This is a genomic window from Pseudomonas sp. AO-1 (assembly GCF_019775695.1).
Taxonomy (GTDB): domain Bacteria; phylum Pseudomonadota; class Gammaproteobacteria; order Pseudomonadales; family Pseudomonadaceae; genus Aquipseudomonas; species Aquipseudomonas parakoreensis.
Map to the genome: position 1 here is coordinate 1,851,571 of NZ_CP079947.1, position 15,648 is coordinate 1,867,218.

The following is a 15,648-nucleotide window of genomic DNA, read 5'->3' on the forward strand; positions in this document are numbered from 1 at the left end:
TTGGTGCTGGCCTCATCGCTGGCTTGCCAGCGATGAGGCCCTCCAATGCAGCAACGAACCGGCTATTCCACCCGCATCTCACCACTGAACACCAAAGTGTTGCGACAACGCCGGCACAAATACCGCCGCCCCTGGCGCACCAGGCTATGACGCTGCGCCGAAAACGGAAAATCACTGTCGGCGCACGGGCATTTGTAGATATAGCGGGTCACGCTGCGGCGTTTCACGGCGTAGGTGTGGCAACGATCCGGTGGCAGTTCATAAACCCCGCGCATGATCAGTTGCCACTCCTCGCCGTGCGGCTGGATGCGGTCGCCGAACAGTTGATGGGCGATCAGGTGCGCGACTTCGTGGGCCACGGTCTGCTTGAGGAAGTGTTCGGTGTTTTCCCGGTACAGCTGCGGGTTGAAGCGCAGCAGGTTCTCGTGCAGATGCGCGACACCGGCTTTTTGCCCGCGCAGCTTGAGGCTGACGACCGGGCGTTGGAAATGACGTTTGAAAAAGGCTTCAGCGAGTTGGTAACAGTCTTCGACGCGGGTATTGAGTTGCTCGGGCATGCTTGATGGATCTCCAGAGGCGTCGAGTATGCCGCAACGTTCCTGACTTGCGAATCGCTGACCTGCCGAATGGTCATCCGCCAAACGAGAAGGCCGCCTTGCGGCGGCCTGTATTGGCAGATCTTGTTTTTCTCTGGGGTGAAGCTTGTCAGTTGGTATACACCGGCCCCACGCCGAGGCCCCAGACAATCACGGTGAACGCCATGATGGCCACCAGCACCACCAGACCCACCGCCAGCACCGAGCTGGAAAACAGGAAGCCTTCGTCCGACGGAATGTTCATGAACGTTGGCAGCCCGACGTACAGCAGGTACACCGTGTAGCAGATGGCCGCCGTGCCGACGATCATCCCCAGCCACATATGCGGATACAGCGCCGCCAGCCCGCCGACGAACAACGGTGTCGCGGTGTAGGTCGCGAACGCCACGCAACGCGCCAGGCTTGGATTGGCGTCATACGTGCGGGCCATCCAGTGCACAAAGGCGCCCATCACCGCGACCCCGCCGAGCATTGCCAGGTATGACATCACCGTCATCCAGATTGCGCTTTCGACGGTGAGCATCACCGGCGCGCGGTTGCCGATCACCCAGCCGACCTGCGTGGTGCCGATAAACGCCGAAACGGCCGGAATCGCCGCCAGGATCAGCGTGTGTGTCAGGTACATGTGGCTGATGCTTTCCTCTTGGTCGCCACGGATTTCCTTCCATTCCTGATCGGGGTGGGTAAAAAGTCCCACTACGTGATGGATCATGCCAGTCACTCCTCTTGTTATTGCCATCGCCCCCCAGCGGAGCGCCTACGGGCCAAGGTGGCCGAGCAAATACAGGTCTTCAGATGTGTGCGACCTTATGTCGCAGTATAGAAAGGACTTAACCGCACAGGGACTAGGGGCTTAGAGCAAATCGCGCTGTAAACGGGTGGGTTAATCGCAGTTATCTCTGTAGGAGCTGCCGAAGGCTGCGATCTTTTGATCCTGTTTCTAAATCAAAAGATCGCAGCCTTCGGCAGCTCCTACAGGGTGCGTCCGTCAGGAGGCTGCGCCGCCGGTGGGTTTTTGCGTAAAATGCCCGCCTTTCGTCACACCTCACGGATTTCGCGTCATGGGCACTCTTACGGTCAACCAGAACAAACTGCAAAAGCGCCTGCGCCGCCTGGCCGGCGAAGCGGTCGCCGATTTCAACATGATCGAAGACGGCGACAAGGTCATGGTCTGCCTGTCCGGGGGCAAGGACAGCTACACCATGCTCGACGTGCTGCTGCACCTGCAGAAGGTTGCACCGATCAAGTTCGAGATCGTCGCGGTGAACATGGACCAGAAGCAGCCGGGCTTCCCCGAGCACGTGCTGCCGGCCTACTTGAAAGAGCTGGGCGTCGAGTACCACATCGTCGAGAAAGACACTTACTCGGTGGTCAAGGAATTGATTCCCGAAGGCAAGACCACCTGCTCGCTGTGCTCGCGCCTGCGTCGCGGCACGCTGTACACCTTCGCCGATGAAATCGGTGCGACCAAGATGGCCCTCGGTCACCATCGCGATGACATCGTCGAGACATTCTTCCTCAACATGTTCTTCAACGGCACCCTCAAGGCGATGCCGCCGAAGCTGCGCGCCGACGACGGGCGCAACGTGGTGATCCGTCCGCTGGCCTACTGCAACGAGAAAGACATCCAGGCCTACTCGGACTTCAAGGAATTCCCGATCATCCCGTGCAACCTCTGCGGTTCGCAGGAAAACCTGCAGCGCCAGGTGGTCAAGGAAATGCTTCAGGACTGGGAGCGCAAGACTCCGGGCCGCACTGAAAGCATCTTCCGCAGTCTGCAGAACGTTGTGCCGTCGCAACTGGCCGACCGCAACCTGTTCGACTTCACCAGCCTGAAGATCGACGAGACCGCGGCTTCGCGCTTCGTTAACGTCGTCAACCTGTAAACCCTTTCCCTGTGGGAGCGGCCCTGTGGTGAGGGGATTTATCCCCGATGGGCTGCGCAGCAGCCCCAGCTTTTCTGGGGGAGCTTTGCTCCTCATCGGGGCGGTGCGACGTTTCGCTAAATCCCCTCACCACAGGGCCTGCCCCCACATGGGGTTTTTCGTTTCATTCAATAGGAGAGGGCATGCGCGATTACAAGTGGCTGCACGAATACTGTCTGAACCGCTTCGGTTCGGCGGCTGAACTGGAAGCCCATCTGCCCGTTCCCAAGACTCCCGCGCAATTGCGCAAGATCAGCGACGACCGCTACCTCTCGACCATGGCCCTGCGCGTCTTTCGCGCCGGCCTCAAGCACAGCCTGGTGGACGCCAAGTGGCCGGCTTTCGAAGAGGTGTTCTTCAAGTTCGATCCGGAAAAAGTCGTGCTGATGAGCGCCGAACATCTTGAACGCCTGATGCAGGACGCGCGGATCATCCGCCACCTGGGCAAGCTCAAGAGCGTGCCGCGCAATGCGCAGTTCATTCTCGATGTCGAGCAGGAGAAGGGCAGTTTCGGCGCGCTGATCGCCGACTGGCCGGTGACCGATATCGTCGGTTTGTGGACCTACCTGAAAAAACACGGGAGTCAGTTAGGTGGGCTGTCGGCACCGCGCTTCCTGCGCATGGTCGGCAAGGACACCTTCGTGCCGAGCTATGACGTGGTCGCGGCGCTGAATGCGCAGAAGATCGTCGACAAGGCGCCGACCAGTCTGCGCGATCTGGCGATTGTGCAGAACGCGTTCAATCAGTGGCATGAGCAGAGTGGCGGGCGGCCGATGAGTCAGATTTCGATGATGCTCGCGTACACCGTCAATCATTGAATCGCTAAAAGATCGCAGCCTTCGGCAGCTCCTACATTTGGAATGCGTTCCCCCTGTAGGAGCTGCCGGAGGCTGCGATCTTTTTCATCAGGCTACGGACATCTCGCCCTCGCCAGCCAGCTTGCGATTCAACTGATACCGCCACCGCACATACAGCAGCGCCGAGCAGAACAGCGCCAGGCTCGCGGCCATCTCCAACACGCCAAACAGCTGCCGGTTCGGGTCATACGCTGCCAGTGCACCTTTGATGAAGTACAGATTCACCACAAAGCACATCCACGAGTGCGCACGTGCGTTGCCCATCAGCATCCCCGGCGCGAGGATCAGCCACGGGATCAGTTCGACCAGCAGGATCACCCACGGTCGAGCGCCGTGCAGGTCGGCGAACACCAGGTAATAAGCCGCCAGCAATCCTGCCAGGCCGAAAAAGCACAGCAGACTGATAACCCGCATCGCCCGTACACGCGGCTCCAGCCATTCAACGCTGGGCAGGACTTTCGGCTTCCGGGCCATGTCAGCCCTCCAGTTTTTGCGCGGTTTTCGCCAGGCGTGCGCCGAGTGCGCGACACAGCGCCATCTCGTGCGGATCCAGACCTTTTTTGCCATCGGCCCCGGCGTGATGACTGGCGCCATACGGCGTGCCGCCGCCCTGGGTTTCCAGCAGCGCCGACTCGCTGTACGGCAGGCCGGTGATCAGCATGCCGTGGTGCAACAGCGGCAGCATCATCGACAACAAGGTGGTTTCCTGGCCGCCGTGCAGGCTGGCGGTGGAGGTGAACACGCCAGCCGGTTTGCCGACCAGTGCGCCGGTCAGCCACAGGTTGCTGGTGCCATCGAGGAAGTACTTCAGCGGTGCGGCCATGTTGCCGAAACGTGTCGGGCTGCCGAGGGCCAGACCCGCGCAATTCTTCAGGTCATCGAGCGTGGCGTACAACGCGCCTTCATCCGGGATGTCCGGCGACACGGCTTCGCACTCGGTGGAAATGGCGGGCACCGTACGCAAGCGCGCTTCGAGACCCGCCTGTTCGACACCGCGCGCAATTTGCCGGGCCATCTCATTGGTCGCGCCGTTGCGGCTGTAATACAGCACCAGAATATAGGGCGCGCTCACGGCAACAGTTCCAGCACATTTTCCGGCGGACGACCGATCACGGCTTTGTTGCCGACTTCAAGAATTGGCCGTTCCATCAGTTTTGGGTGCTGGACGATGGCGTCGATCAATTGCGCTTCGCTGAGGCTTTCGTCAGCCAGCTGAAGCATTTTGTATTCATCTTCTCCGGTGCGCAGCAACTGCCGCGCGCTGATCCCGAGCTTGCCGAGCAGTGCCTTGATTTGCACCGCATTCAGCGGGGTTTCGAGGTAACGCACCACGTTCGGGGTCAGGCCACGGGCCTCAAGAAGTTCCAGCGCGCCGCGGGATTTCGAGCAGCGCGGATTGTGATAAAGCGTCAGATCGGTCATGGCAGGTCGCTTCTGGCGTAAAGTGGCGGCTATTCTAACTGTGCAGCGCGCAATCCAGAACCTTCAGAGGCAACGGGTCGCAGGCGCCTTCAATTTTTGACCAGGGAACATGACATGACACGGCGATTGGCAGCGGCATTGACGATAATCGGGGCGTTAATGCTGGGGGGCTGCGGCAACGACTACGGCATTGACCAGAATGGTCAGAAAGTGGCGTCCGAGCGCCTGGACAAACAATGGGTAGTGCTCAATTACTGGGCCGAATGGTGTGGCCCGTGCCGCACTGAAATCCCGGAACTCAACCATTTGGCGGACGAACTCAAGAGCAAGAATGTCGGTGTGTTCGGGGTCAACTTCGACAACGTCCAGGGTGAAGACCTGAAGAGCGCCAGCGAGAAACTCGGCATCAAATTCACCGTGCTGGCGCAGGATCCGGCCGACCTGTTCGACCTGCCGCGCAGTGAGGCCTTGCCGGTGACCTACATCATCGACAACAAGGGCAAGGTGCGTGAGCAGTTGATGGGTGAGCAGACGGCGGCGGGGGTGATGGCGAAGCTGGAGGCGTTGCAGGCGACGAAGTAGGGCAAGTGAGGTTTTGTGGTGAGGGGATTTAGCGAAACGTCGCACCGCCCCGATGGGCTGCGCAGCAGCCCTGAAACCCGAGAGCTCGGTTTACCCTGACTCTCCGAAGGGGGTCGCTCCGCGACCCATCGGGGATAAATCCCCTCGCCACAGGGTAGTCTCAGCAGCAGGAGGGGGTTAACCCTCTTCCAGCCACCAACGCAACGGCTTGCCTTGCGCCGGCCAGAAGCGCATCTGCTCGATCGGGGAGATGTCCCAGCGCTCAACGCCTTGCAGCGCCTGCAGGAAGCGTTGTTCCTGCTCCATCAGCGCCGGGGCGCAGAGTTTGCGGGTCTTGCCGATCGGGCCGAAGCTCAGCTTGTCGCCTTCGAGGGTGTACGGCGCGAACCAGTGGTTGCAGCCGCCGTTGCCGTAAGCACGACCATCGTCGCCGAGGGTCACGGTCAGGTGGCTGTAATCCATCAAGGGCCGCTCGCCGATCCATTCCAGAATGTAGCTGCGGTTCTGTTGCAACTGCACTGGCTCTGCGGCGCAGCCCACCAGACCGGCACCGACCAGCAGCGGCAGGGCAAGGCGTTTCATCACGCAGGCTCCTGGCATTTCGGGCACAAGTGCTTGTCGCCGACGGCTTTCCAGCCCAGCTCGGCGATGCGCGCGGTGGCGGCCGGCTTCTCGGCGCTCTTGCCCAGCTTGGCGTCCACGGCGAACTCGAAGTTCAGCTCTTTGGCGCAGCTGTCGCAGTTGACCTGCCAGGTGTGGATCGCCAGTTCGCCGAATACCGGGCCGGTGGTCATCGCGGTCCATTGGCCCGGCGGATTGATCAGGTGGCGCACGGTGTCGACGGTCAGGCGCATGGACAAGTCCTTGCTGCCTTTGAGAGTGACCAACAGGACGTCACCGTTGCGAATCGAGCCACCATTGCCGGTGACCTGATAGCGGCCCGGTACAAGGGCGCGGCATTCGGTGAGGGTGTGTTGCGGGTTCATCAGGGTGTAGCGGAAATCGTGTTCGACCATGGGTCCTCCAAATCTGCGCGACATGCTAGCACGGGCTGGATTGCAGGATGGCGTACGTGTGCGACCTTCGATCCGGTTCAAATCGGCTGGCGCTCATGGCAAACTGCCGCCCTTCAATCTGAGGGAACGGAACATGGCGTTGATCGAATGTTATGAATGCAAGCGCAGCATCAGCTCGGAAGCCAAGGCGTGCATTCATTGTGGTGCTCCGATGGCGCAGCAGCACGAGCACACACCGGCGCAAGCCGCCGCGACGATTTCATTCGGCAGCCTGCCGCGCAACAAATCCGTGCCCGAAGCCTTTGTTCCGCCACCAGCTCCGGAGCCGACGCCGAAAGTGACACCGGCCGCTGTCGGCCGGCGCCGTCGGCAGCCCGAGCCCGCGCCGCAGCCTCAGGCCAACGCCGATGGTTCGCGTCCGGTGGAAGGCTGGTTGAAGATCATGGTGTTTCTGTTGCCGATGGTCTTTGTCTGGTTCCTGCTGCGCAACGGCCACTCGATGAAACAGCGCTTTTTCGGGTTTGGCTGGCTGGCGCTGCTGATTCTGGCCTCGTCGCTGTCGCCCAAATAAGCCGCCAATCCTCAGCCTTCGACCTGGTTCTGCGGCGTGCCTGCGGCCCAGGTCGCGATGTTGTGCAGGGTGGTCGCGGCAATCGCACCCAAGGCTTCATGGGTCAGGAACGCCTGATGCGCGGTGATGATCACGTTCGGAAACGTCAGTAACCGCGCCAGCACGTCGTCCTGCAACGGCAGGTCGCTGCGGTCCTCGAAAAACAGCTGCGCTTCTTCCTCATACACATCCAGTCCCAGATAGCCCAATTGGCCGTCCTTCAGTGCATCGATCAACGCCGGTGTGTCCACCAGGCCGCCGCGCCCGGTGTTGATCAGCATCGCCCCCGGTTGCAGATGGGCCAGTGACTCACGGTTGATCAAGTGTTTGCTTTGCGCATTGAGCGGGCAATGCAGGCTGATGATCCGCGACTGTGCGAGCAGCTCCGGCAGGCTCAGATACTGCGCGCCCAAAGCCACAACCTCCGGATTTGGATACGGATCGTAGGCCAGCAACTGACAACCGAAACCGTGCATGATTTTCGCGAACGTCGCGCCGATCTGGCCGGTGCCAACGATGCCGACCGTTTTGCCCACCAGATCGAAACCGGTCAGGCCGTGCAGGGTGAAATCGCCTTCGCGGGTGCGGTTGTAGGCGCGGTGCAGGCGCCGGTTGAGCGCCAGAATCAGCGCCACCGCGTGTTCGGCCACCGCATGTGGTGAATAGGCCGGCACCCGCACCACGGCCAACCCGAGGCGTTTCGCTGCGAGCAGATCGACATGGTTGTAGCCCGCCGAACGCAGGGCGATCAGGCGCGTGCCCCCGGCCGCCAGACGCTCCAGCACTGGCGCACTGAGATCGTCATTGATGAAGGCGCAGACCACCTCGTGGTGCTCGGCCAGGGCGGCGGTGTCGAGACTGAGCCGGGCCTGCTGAAAGTGCAGTTCTATCCCGCCCGGGCAATCGACGGCGAGGAAACTGTCGCGGTCGTAGGTCTGGCTGCTGAAAACGAGCGTGCGCATGTATTCCTCCTGGAACGGGGTGGCGAGTCAATGTTGACCACCACCACTTTAACGGCGGTTGCGAACGCCGGTATTGCCATGGGTCAGGCGCTGATTCTGGCTTGGGTCGCGAGGCGATTGATCGCCCGCTCCAATTCCTCCAACGCCGCCGGTGCTTTCGGATCGCCCTGTTTGAGCAGGGTTTCACTGCGCTGACAGGCCGCGCGCAATTGCGGCACGCCGCAATACCGGGTCGCGCCGTGCAGGCGATGCACGCGCTCGATCAGTGCATTCTGATCGCGGGCTTCACTGGCGGCGCGAATCGCTTCGCGGTCGGCTTCCAGCGAGGCAAGCAGCATCGCCAGCATGTCCGCCGCCAGATCGGCCTTGCCGGCGGCCAGGCGCAAGCCTTCTTCGTGGTCGATCACGGGCAGTTCGTTGCTGCCCGTCGCACTCTCGCTGGCGCGCTCCGCGCCTTGATTGCGCAAGGCCAGCCCCGTCCATTTCAGCACCACTTGCGCCAGTTGCCGCTCGCTGATCGGTTTGGTCAGGTAGTCGTCCATGCCGCTTTGCAGCAAGGCGCGTTTCTCGTTGGCCATGGCGTGGGCGGTGAGGGCGACGATCGGCAGCGGTGTGCAATGTCGTTCGCTTTCCCACTGGCGGATGGTTTCGGTGGTCTGGCGTCCGTCCATGCCCGGCATCTGCACGTCCATCAGCACCAGATCGAAGGATTCGCTCTGCACCGCCTTGACCGCTGCGTAGCCGCTTTCCACGGCCAGTACCTTTGCGCCCATGTCTTCGAGCAGGGTCTGCACCAGCAACAGGTTGGCTGGGTTGTCGTCGACGCACAGCACTTTCGGTGCACGGCTCGACAGCGGTTCGCCCGGTTCATGGCGCGGCTGGCGCGGGTTGGCCAGATCCGCCAGCGCCCGACGCAATTTGCGCGTGCAGGCCGGTTTGGCCTGGAGCTGGCTGTGCGGGTTGGGCACCGAGAGATGGAACAACGTCTGTTCGGTGGTCGGGCACAACACCAGCACTTTGCAACCGAGGTGTTCCAGATCCCAGATGTGCTGGTTCAGGCGCTCCGGGAGCATGTCGTTGCTGGTGATGCCGAGCACCGCAAGGTCGATGGCCTGATCGGTCTGGTGCGCGCCGGTGACGCCGTTGGTCAGGCTCTCCAGGGTATTGAATGGCGTGACATCGAGGCCACAGTCTTCCAGTTGATGCTGCAAGGCCTGGCGCGCCAGTTCGTGATTTTCCAGCACCGCCACGCGGCGTCCGAGTAGCGGTGGGGCCGGCAAATCTTCGGTGTCGTCGCGGGTTTTCGGCAGGCTCAGGCTGATCCAGAACTCCGAGCCTTCGCCCGGGGTGCTGTCGACGCCGATTTCGCCGCCCATCTGTTCGATCAGGCGCTTGGAAATCACCAGACCCAGACCGGTGCCGCCGGGCTGGCGCGACAGCGAGTTGTCGGCCTGACTGAACGCCTGGAACAACGCGCGCACATCCTGACTCGACAGGCCGATGCCGGTGTCCTGAATGCTGATGCGCAGTTGCACGCTGTCTTCATGTTCTTCTTCAAGCATGGCGCGCGCGACGATGGTGCCTTCGCGGGTGAACTTGATCGCGTTGCTGACCAGGTTGGTGAGGATCTGTTTCAGCCGCAGCGGGTCACCGACCAGCGACAGCGGCGTGTCGCGATAGACCAGGCTCACCAGCTCCAACTGCTTGGCGTGCGCCGCCGGCGCCAGAATCGTCAGGGTGTCCTGCAACAGGTCGCGCAGGTTGAACGGGATATGGTCGAGCACCAGTTTGCCGGCCTCGATCTTCGAGAAGTCGAGGATCTCGTTGATGATCCCGAGCAAGCTGTCGGCGGACTTTTCAATGGTGCCCAGATAGTCGAGCTGGCGCGGGGTCAGCTCGCTTTTCTGCAACAGATGCGTGAAGCCGAGAATGCCGTTGAGCGGCGTACGGATTTCGTGGCTCATGTTGGCGAGGAACTCGGATTTGATCCGGCTCGCCTCCAGCGCTTCTTTGCGCGCCAGGTCCAGTTCGATGTTCTGGATCTCGATGGTTTCCAGGTTCTGCCGCACGTCTTCGGTGGCCTGATCGACGCTGTGCTGCAATTCTTCGCGCGCGTTCTGCAGGGTCCCGGCCATGCGGTTGATGCCCGAGGCCAACTCGTCCAGCTCCTGGCTGCCGAGCGGCGGCAGACGGGTTTCCAGATGACCGTCCTTGAGTTGCGCGACGGCGTGTTTGATCTGGCTCAACGGGCGGTTGATGGTGCGGCCCATGCGCAAGGCGAGCAGGGCCGCGCCGGCGAGGCCCGCGGCGATCAGCAGCAGGCTGGCAAACAGACTGCGATAACCGCGCAGCAGCATGCCGTTGTGCGACAGCTCCAGTTCGACCCAGCCGAGCAGGCGCTCGGATTCTTGTGGGATCACGTCGCCGGCGAGGTTGCGATGCTTGCCGAACACCGGCATCAGATAACGTGTGGCGTCATTGCCGCTGCGCCGTTGCAGTTGTGCACTGTCGCCACTGGGGGCTTGATTGAGCATGGTCGGACCGGCGTGCGCCAGCGGTGTGCGATCAGGGGCGAGGAAGGTGACGGCGCGCACGTCAGGCTGTTCCAGCGATTGGGTGGCGATGCGTTCGAGCAGATCGGTGTTGCCGTGGCCCATGGCGGGCGCTACCAGTGGCGCCAGTTGCTCGGCGATCATTTCACCGCGCTGCATCAGTTGGGTCTGCAAATCGGACTGTTGCATCCAGGTGAAATAGCCACCGAGCACCAACGCCATCAGGCTGGTGGGCAACAGGGTCAGCAACAATACGCGACCTTTGATTCCCAGTTTCTTGAGCACACCCATCTCCTGCATCCCGCTGAACTGTTGACTCGCACGTGCGTCCGGCACGCGACATTGGCGCAGTGTAGCGATTTGCAGGCAGGCAATCTTCGGAAAAATCATCTCGCCCTCGGCCGTCAGGGCGAGGCGCGTTTGTCCGGCCGGTCAAGCTTGGGTTGCCCGATGGCGGGCAATCTTGAATAATCGGCCAACTGAGAATTATTTGCAGATACTCATGACTCCTGTTTCCACCGACCTGCCACGCATTCTTGCCATCGAGGACGACCCGGTGCTTGGTGCCTATGTTCACGAACACCTGGGCCGGAGTGGCTTTGCGGTGACCTGGTGCCAGAACGGGCATGAAGGGCTGAACATCGCTCGCCATCAGCCGTTCGACGTGGTGCTGATGGACATTCTGTTGCCGGGGCTCGATGGCCTGAAGGTGCTGACGCAGTTGCGCCAGAGCCATTCGACGCCAGTGCTGCTGATGTCGGCGCTGGGCGCCGAGGCCGATCGCATCAGCGGCTTTCGTCTGGGCGCCGATGATTACCTGCCCAAGCCGTTCAGCATGGCCGAGCTGCATGTGCGGATCGAGGCGATCCTGCGCCGGGTGGCGCTGGATCGGCGTCCGGCAGCCATTGCACCGGCGGCGATTCATGGCGCGCTGCGTTTCGACGACGAACAGTGCGAGGTCTTCTATAACGCGCAATCTGCCGGTTTGACCCGTAGCGAATACCGCTTGCTGGAAACCCTCAATCGCAACGATGAAGAAGTCCTGAGCAAGGCCTTCCTGTATCAGCACGTGCTGCAACGCGGCTATGCGGCCCACGACCGCAGCCTCGACATGCACATCAGCCAGATCCGCCGCAAACTCAAGGCCATCGGCTACACCGAACGAGAAGTGCGCACGGTGTGGGGCAAGGGTTATGTGCTGAGTGCGCCCGATGAAAGTCTCTGACTTGCCGGGGCGGCATTCGCTGTTCTGGAAACTGGCGTGTCTGCTGGTGGCGTTCTGTCTGCTGATGATCTGGCTGAGCTGGTCGTGGGGGCGCTACATGGAGGAGCGCAACCAGTTCCTCTCCGACGAGGCGCGCGGCACCCTCAGCCGTTATGCCGGCGAGGCCGAGCGGGCGTGGCAGCGCGGCGAGCGCGACGGTGTCGATAACTGGTTGCAGAGTATGGAGTTGCGCGAGGCGGCCTGGGTCGGGGTGATCGACCGCAATCTGCAATCGTTGAGCAGCGAGCCGCTGAATGAACAGGAAATCCAGCACCTGACCTTTTTGCGCGGCCTCGACTGGCCGATCCACAAAAAGGGCCGGCCGTGGCTGCGCGTGCCGTTTCCGAAGGACCCGTCCGCCGGCAGTCTGGTGATTGAGTTGCCCGAGCGTTTCCTGCCGGGGAAATACCGGGTGTTCTGGCGGGTGATCACCAACGGCGTGATTCCGGGGCTGTTCACCTTATTGCTGTGCATTGGCCTGTATCGCTTGCTGGTAGTGCCGTTGAATAACTTGCGTGAGCAGGCCAACGCCTGGCGTGCCGACCAATTGCATGTGCGCCTGTCGAGCGGCATCACCCAGCGCCCGGACGAACTCGGCGAGCTGGCGCGGGCCTTCGACTCGATGTCCGAACGCCTGCAATCCACCGTCGCCCTGCAACAGCAGCTGCTGCGCGACCTGTCCCATGAACTGCGTACGCCGCTGAGCCGGCTGCGGGTGGCCAGTGAAAGCGAGCAGGACCTGCAACAACTGCGCGAGCGCATCGGCCGTGAAGTCGACGGCATGCAACGGCTGGTCGAAGACACCCTGCAACTGGCGTGGCTCGACACCGAGCGTGCGCCGCTGCCTAACGAAGCGATCCAGATCCAGGCGCTGTGGGAAATGCTCACCGACAACGCCTGTTATGAAAGCGGCTGGCCGAGCCTGCAATTGCAGTGCGCGGTGCCGGCGTCGTGCTGGGTGCGCGGCAACCTCAATACTTTGGCGCAGGCGCTGGAGAACATTCTGCGCAACGCCATTCGGCATTCACCCGAGGGCGGCATCGTGCGCCTCGATGGACGGCGTGACGGCGATTACTGGCATTTGTGGCTGGAGGATCAGGGCGGCGGGGTGGCCGAGGGCGATCTGCAACGGATCTTCTCACCCTTCACCCGCCTCGACGGCTCGCGCCCGGGGGACGGCGGGTTTGGGTTGGGGTTGAGCATTGCGAGGAATGCGGTGCAGCGCCAGGGTGGGATGGTGTGGGCGGAGAATGGTGGGGCAGGGTTGCGCCTGAATTTTCGGCTGATTGCCGATGACGGCGGCGTGACGGCTGACGCCTTCGCGAGCAAGCCCGCTCCCACAGTGGATGTGTGTCGTCCGCAGATTGTATAACCAACACCGCCACCCTCCTGTGGGAGCGGGCTTGCTCGCGAAGGGGCCCTTCGATTCACCGCTGAACTCAAAAGTCGCACCACCGGTGCGACATTCATCTGCTTATTCCCATAAACCATAAGCACCGCACTTTGCGTGATATGGCCTGCGAACGTTTGCCGGTATGATAGGCGCCCCCGCACGTCTGGATTGCGAATACGCCATGACCCTGCAGTACCCAACCATCGCCGATTGCGTCGGCAATACTCCGCTGGTGCGTTTGCAGCGCCTGCCCGGTGCAACCAGCAACACCCTTTTGCTCAAGCTTGAAGGGAATAACCCGGCGGGTTCGGTCAAGGACCGTCCGGCGTTGTCGATGATCACTCGCGCCGAGTTGCGCGGGCAGATTCACGCTGGCGATACATTGATCGAAGCGACCTCGGGCAACACCGGCATCGCGCTGGCCATGGCTGCTGCGATCAAGGGTTATAAAATGATCCTGATCATGCCGGACAACTCCAGTGCCGAGCGTAAAGCGGCGATGACCGCTTACGGTGCCGAGCTGATTCTGGTCAGCCAGGAAGAGGGCATGGAAGGCGCGCGCGATCTCGCCCAGCGGATGGAAGCCGAGGGCCGTGGCAAGGTGCTCGATCAGTTCGCCAACGGCGACAACCCTGAGGCGCACTACACCACCACCGGCCCGGAAATCTGGCGTCAGACCCAGGGCACCATCACCCATTTCGTCAGCTCGATGGGCACCACCGGGACCATCATGGGCGTGTCGCGCTACTTGAAAGAGCAGAGCGACAGCGTGCAGATCATCGGGCTGCAGCCGATGGAAGGTTCGGCCATTCCCGGCATCCGTCGCTGGCCGCAGGAATACCTGCCGAAGATCTATCAGGCCGACCGCGTTGACCGCATTGTCGACATGGCGCAAAGCGAAGCCGAGGACGTGACCCGACGTCTGGCTCGCGAAGAAGGCATCTTCTGCGGCGTGTCCTCGGGCGGTGCGGTGGCAGCCATGCTGCGCCTGTCCAAAGAAGTTGAAAACGCGGTGATCGTCGCGATCATCTGCGACCGTGGCGACCGTTACCTGTCGACCGGCATTTTCGACGCGGCCAACTGATGGCCAAGCACGAGAGAGGCCTGCGCTTCCAGCCCACCGGCGGCAGCAAGGCCGCGCAAATCCCGACCGGCAAAAAGCAGCGCTTGAACATCGAGCGCCTGGCCAATGACGGTCGCGGCATCGCGTTTTTCGAAGGCAAAACCTGGTTCGTCCTCGGCGCCCTCGCCGGTGAAGAGGTCGAGGCGCGGGTGCTTGGCGCCCGCGGCAAAGTGGTTGAAGCGCGCACCGAGCGCGTGTTCAAGGCCAGCGAGTTGCGTCGCCCGGCTGCCTGTCAGCACGCCGGCCGTTGCGGTGGCTGCAGCGTGCAACACTTGCCCCATGCCGAACAGCTTGCCCTGAAACAGCGCATGCTCGCCGAGCAGCTGTCGAAGGTTGCCGGGGTCGCGCCTGACGAATGGGCGGCGCCGCTGACCGGAGCGGAATTCGGCTACCGCCGCCGCGCGCGGATTGCCGTGCGTTGGGACATGAAGGCGAAAAAACTCGAAGTCGGTTTCCGCGCCGCCGGCAGCCAGGACATCGTTGCCATCAACGAATGCCCGGTGCTGGTACAGCCCTTGCAGCCGATCATGACCCGTTTGCCGGAGATGCTCCGTCGTTTGAGCAAACCGCAAGCGCTGGGGCACGTCGAGTTGTTCAGTGGTTCTTCGCTGGCGGTATTGCTGCGGCACATGGCGCCGTTGTCTGAAGCCGACCTGACGATCCTCAAGGAATTCTGCCAGTTCCATGACGCGCAACTGTGGCTGCATGGCGACGGCGAGCCGCAACCGGTGGATGCCACGCAGTCTTTGGGTTATCGCCTGGAACAGTGGGATCTGGATCTGGCCTGGCGGCCGGGGGATTTCATCCAGGTCAACGCCGGGGTCAACGAGGCGATGGTGGCGCAGGCACTGGACTGGCTGAAGCCGACCGGTGACGAGCGCGTGCTCGACCTGTTCTGCGGTCTGGGCAACTTCGCCTTGCCGCTGGCCAAAAGCGTGCGTGAGGTGGTGGCGGTGGAGGGCGTGCAGACCATGGTCGACCGAGCCGCTGCGAATGCCGCTAGCAACAATTTGCATAACACAAAGTTTTTTCAAGCCGATTTATCCCAGCCTTTGACCGATGTCGAATGGATCGGAAACGGCTTTTCTGCGGTACTCTTGGACCCACCGCGTGACGGTGCTTTCGAGGTGGTGCGCAAGCTCGCGACCCTGGGTGCCGAGCGGTTGGTTTATGTGTCGTGCAACCCTGCAACTCTGGCGCGCGATACGGTCGAATTGATCAAGCAGGGCTACCGGTTAAAACGTGCCGGGATTCTCGATATGTTTCCTCAGACGGCGCATGTCGAGGCCATGGCGTTATTTGAAGCGAGCCAGGATGGCTCGTCTGAATCCGTCTGATCTGTCCGC

17 protein-coding genes are annotated in these 15,648 nt (G+C 61.9%); 8 read left to right on the forward strand and 9 right to left on the reverse strand.

The annotated features are described in order from the left end of the window. Nucleotides 1–62: 62 nt before the first annotated feature. Together KVQ82_RS08525 and KVQ82_RS08530 are read right to left on the reverse strand one after the other, a co-directional pair. Nucleotides 63–557: a SprT family zinc-dependent metalloprotease gene (locus KVQ82_RS08525; RefSeq protein ID WP_041067555.1), complete on the reverse strand. Its 495-nt coding sequence runs from the start codon at nt 555–557 to the stop codon at nt 63–65. Nucleotides 558–705: 148 nt separating this feature from the next. Beyond that, nucleotides 706–1,308 (reverse strand): Yip1 family protein, encoded by a 603-nt coding sequence (locus tag KVQ82_RS08530; protein WP_007917515.1) that lies wholly within the window; start codon nt 1,306–1,308, stop codon nt 706–708. A gap of 349 nt (nt 1,309–1,657) precedes the next feature. Here KVQ82_RS08530 and ttcA point away from each other — a divergent pair, with 349 nt between their 5' ends. Continuing rightward, nucleotides 1,658–2,482 (forward strand): tRNA 2-thiocytidine(32) synthetase TtcA, encoded by an 825-nt coding sequence (gene ttcA, locus KVQ82_RS08535; protein ID WP_041067551.1) that lies wholly within the window; start codon nt 1,658–1,660, stop codon nt 2,480–2,482. 182 nt (nt 2,483–2,664) lie between these two features. Next, nucleotides 2,665–3,339: a DNA-3-methyladenine glycosylase I gene (locus KVQ82_RS08540; RefSeq protein ID WP_041067548.1), complete on the forward strand. Its 675-nt coding sequence runs from the start codon at nt 2,665–2,667 to the stop codon at nt 3,337–3,339. 87 nt (nt 3,340–3,426) lie between these two features. On the opposite strand, the gene KVQ82_RS08545 is transcribed toward KVQ82_RS08540, so the two are convergent. From KVQ82_RS08545 to arsC, 3 genes are read right to left on the reverse strand one after another with little or no spacing between them, the layout of a single operon-like run. Next, entirely contained in the window at nt 3,427–3,852 is a 426-nt protein-coding gene (locus KVQ82_RS08545; RefSeq protein ID WP_108183527.1) for a DUF2069 domain-containing protein, read from the reverse strand. A 1-nt stretch (nt 3,853) separates the two neighbouring features. Next, nucleotides 3,854–4,450, reverse strand: a complete 597-nt coding sequence (gene wrbA, locus KVQ82_RS08550) for an NAD(P)H:quinone oxidoreductase (RefSeq protein ID WP_041067542.1) — start codon at nt 4,448–4,450, stop codon at nt 3,854–3,856. Further along, nucleotides 4,447–4,800, reverse strand: coding sequence for an arsenate reductase (glutaredoxin) (gene arsC / locus KVQ82_RS08555; RefSeq protein ID WP_041067539.1), 354 nt, complete (start codon nt 4,798–4,800; stop codon nt 4,447–4,449). The genes wrbA and arsC overlap by 4 nt, the downstream gene beginning before the upstream one ends. A gap of 114 nt (nt 4,801–4,914) precedes the next feature. Between arsC and KVQ82_RS08560 the strand changes: the two genes are divergently transcribed. After that, on the forward strand, nt 4,915–5,382 hold the full coding sequence (locus KVQ82_RS08560) for a TlpA disulfide reductase family protein (protein ID WP_041067536.1): 468 nt from the start codon (nt 4,915–4,917) through the stop codon (nt 5,380–5,382). Nucleotides 5,383–5,559: 177 nt separating this feature from the next. Here the strand turns inward: KVQ82_RS08560 and KVQ82_RS08565 are convergent, their stop codons facing one another. Then, entirely contained in the window at nt 5,560–5,964 is a 405-nt protein-coding gene (locus tag KVQ82_RS08565) for an META domain-containing protein (protein WP_108183526.1), read from the reverse strand. Then, entirely contained in the window at nt 5,964–6,398 is a 435-nt protein-coding gene (locus KVQ82_RS08570) for a hypothetical protein (RefSeq protein ID WP_041067531.1), read from the reverse strand. The genes KVQ82_RS08565 and KVQ82_RS08570 overlap by 1 nt, the downstream gene beginning before the upstream one ends. Nucleotides 6,399–6,531: 133 nt before the next feature. Here KVQ82_RS08570 and KVQ82_RS08575 point away from each other — a divergent pair, with 133 nt between their 5' ends. Continuing rightward, complete coding sequence (locus tag KVQ82_RS08575) at nt 6,532–6,969, forward strand: hypothetical protein (protein WP_041067528.1); 438 nt, start codon at nt 6,532–6,534, stop codon at nt 6,967–6,969. Nucleotides 6,970–6,980: 11 nt separating this feature from the next. On the opposite strand, the gene KVQ82_RS08580 is transcribed toward KVQ82_RS08575, so the two are convergent. Together KVQ82_RS08580 and KVQ82_RS08585 are read right to left on the reverse strand one after the other, a co-directional pair. Further along, nucleotides 6,981–7,970, reverse strand: coding sequence for a 2-hydroxyacid dehydrogenase (locus KVQ82_RS08580; protein ID WP_121186698.1), 990 nt, complete (start codon nt 7,968–7,970; stop codon nt 6,981–6,983). 83 nt (nt 7,971–8,053) lie between these two features. Next, nucleotides 8,054–10,807 (reverse strand): response regulator, encoded by a 2,754-nt coding sequence (locus KVQ82_RS08585; RefSeq protein ID WP_108184422.1) that lies wholly within the window; start codon nt 10,805–10,807, stop codon nt 8,054–8,056. A gap of 217 nt (nt 10,808–11,024) precedes the next feature. Here KVQ82_RS08585 and KVQ82_RS08590 point away from each other — a divergent pair, with 217 nt between their 5' ends. From KVQ82_RS08590 to rlmD, 4 genes are all read left to right on the forward strand, one after another. Then, nucleotides 11,025–11,747 (forward strand): response regulator transcription factor, encoded by a 723-nt coding sequence (locus KVQ82_RS08590; RefSeq protein WP_222018616.1) that lies wholly within the window; start codon nt 11,025–11,027, stop codon nt 11,745–11,747. Beyond that, nucleotides 11,734–13,158: a sensor histidine kinase gene (locus KVQ82_RS08595; protein WP_222018617.1), complete on the forward strand. Its 1,425-nt coding sequence runs from the start codon at nt 11,734–11,736 to the stop codon at nt 13,156–13,158. Before KVQ82_RS08590 ends, KVQ82_RS08595 begins: the two co-directional genes overlap by 14 nt. A gap of 202 nt (nt 13,159–13,360) precedes the next feature. After that, the gene (gene cysM / locus KVQ82_RS08600) at nt 13,361–14,263 is read left to right on the forward strand and encodes a cysteine synthase CysM (RefSeq protein WP_041067515.1); all 903 of its coding nucleotides are present in this window, start codon (nt 13,361–13,363) and stop codon (nt 14,261–14,263) included. Further along, complete coding sequence (gene rlmD, locus KVQ82_RS08605) at nt 14,263–15,639, forward strand: 23S rRNA (uracil(1939)-C(5))-methyltransferase RlmD (protein ID WP_108183520.1); 1,377 nt, start codon at nt 14,263–14,265, stop codon at nt 15,637–15,639. The genes cysM and rlmD overlap by 1 nt, the downstream gene beginning before the upstream one ends. Nucleotides 15,640–15,648: the final 9 nt, after the last annotated feature.